This is a genomic window from Streptococcus sp. GMD6S (assembly GCF_000297015.1).
Genome location: NZ_AJRH01000128.1, coordinates 1 through 1584 on the forward strand (window position 1 = coordinate 1; position 1584 = coordinate 1584).

At 40.5% G+C, this 1584-nt stretch carries 3 protein-coding genes; all 3 read left to right on the forward strand.

Annotation, left to right across the window (positions count from 1 at the left end; all coding sequences use genetic code 11):
* The first annotated feature begins 36 nt into the window (after window positions 1-36).
* A complete protein-coding gene (locus GMD6S_RS09020) occupies window positions 37-447 on the forward strand; it encodes an HIT family protein (RefSeq protein ID WP_001278305.1) in 411 nt (136 codons plus the stop codon).
* Window positions 448-456: 9 nt separating this feature from the next.
* A complete protein-coding gene (locus GMD6S_RS09025; RefSeq protein ID WP_000777746.1) occupies window positions 457-735 on the forward strand; it encodes a hypothetical protein in 279 nt (92 codons plus the stop codon).
* Between the two features lie 63 nt (window positions 736-798).
* On the forward strand, window positions 799-1458 hold the full coding sequence (locus GMD6S_RS09030) for a hypothetical protein (protein ID WP_000782733.1): 660 nt from the start codon (window positions 799-801) through the stop codon (window positions 1456-1458).
* Window positions 1459-1584: the final 126 nt, after the last annotated feature.

Below are 1584 nucleotides of genomic sequence, written 5' to 3' on the forward strand. Positions count from 1 at the left end.
ATTATATCAAAATTCAATACAGTAGAGGTGGATTTTATGTCAGATTGCATTTTTTGTAAGATTATCGCAGGGGAGATTCCTGCTTCAAAAGTATACGAAGATGAGCAGGTTCTTGCCTTTCTTGATATCTCTCAAGTAACGCCTGGACACACCCTCATTGTACCCAAAGAGCATTTTCGCAATCTTTTGGAGATGGACGCTGCCAGCGCTAGCCAACTCTTTGCCCAAGTACCAACAGTGGCTCAAAAAGTCATGAAGGCTACCAAGGCTGCCGGAATGAACATCATCGCCAACTGTGAGGAAGTTGCTGGTCAAACAGTCTTTCATACTCACGTGCATCTCGTACCTCGCTACGGTGCAGAAGATGACCTCAAGATTGACTTTATCGCCCACGAACCTGACTTTGACAAACTTGCTCAAGTCGCTGAAACCATTAAAAACGCTTAAGGAGATGCCATGAAACTATCCAATCTATTGCTATTTGCAGGAGCTGCAGCTGGAAGTTATTTTGTCGTGAAAAATCGCCAAGCCATTCAGGATGAGGTGCTAGATACAACTGACCGTGTCCAAGCTATCAAGGATGATTTGGATATCATCCAAAACAGCCTACAAATCATCGACCAACAAAAAACCCTTATCAAGGAATACCAAAAAGACTTGACCTACAAGTTCAAAGTCTTGGAAAAAGATTTCCAGACCAGAATGGCGGTTCTCCAAGAAGAAAAACAAGAATAAGAAAGCCTCCAACTTTTCTTAATTCCATTTTGGGTTACTAAATTCGAACAGAAAAGGGAGGGAATGAAAATGAAACAGTCTTTAAAAGTTCTAGCGAAGGTCATCGCGATTATTTGCGGCTGTCTCTGCTTGCTTGCAGCCCTAGCATTTCTACTAGTGATGAATCTTTTCAAGGCCTCACCGAGTGACATCCGAAATGGGAATGAAACCTTAAAACAAATCTTTATCTCCCTTGACCTCCCTCCTGAGAAAGTAGAATCAGATGGATACTATCAATACGAGGGTGGAGGATTAAATTTTTATGTTACTTTCTCAGATGAGGTTGTCAATAGCCACCCCGTCCTAAAGGAAAGTCCAAAACTCACCAAAAACCGACTGAAAGTCTATGTCCTCCAGACAAGAGATATTTCCTACTATAAAGTAGGAGACAACTTATTCAATCGTGGTTTAATACAATTTTTAGGGGAGGAGGGCGAGAAGTATTTCCAAGAAAAAGGAAAGAAATTTAACCCTAATTACTCACTTCTCTTTTGGAATAATCAGGAAAGTTTTAAAAAGGGAATCGCATTCTATGAAAAAGCTTTGACCTTAGTAGATATTCAGGATAATTCGGCGATTAAGCGCATTGACACCGTCACCGTTAAGCCTGGAAAGGAAGAGGAATTCAAGCAACTCATCCAGGAGATGGATGTGGCTGGCTTGCTCACTCAAAAGTATAAATAGTACACTAACTGGAGAATGATTTCTCGATACTAAATTTTTAATGATAACAAAAAAAGAGCCCGCCGGCTCTTTTTACTTTATTCTCCTTCAAAGGCATCTTTTATATGGTCAAAGAAGCCTTTTTTC

Coding starts and splice junctions, on each gene's coding strand:
- GMD6S_RS09020 (WP_001278305.1), top strand. CDS start 37: ATGTCAGATTGCATTTTTTGTAAGATTATCGCAGGGGAGATTCCTGCT.
- GMD6S_RS09025 (WP_000777746.1), top strand. CDS start 457: ATGAAACTATCCAATCTATTGCTATTTGCAGGAGCTGCAGCTGGAAGT.
- GMD6S_RS09030 (WP_000782733.1), top strand. CDS start 799: ATGAAAATGAAACAGTCTTTAAAAGTTCTAGCGAAGGTCATCGCGATT.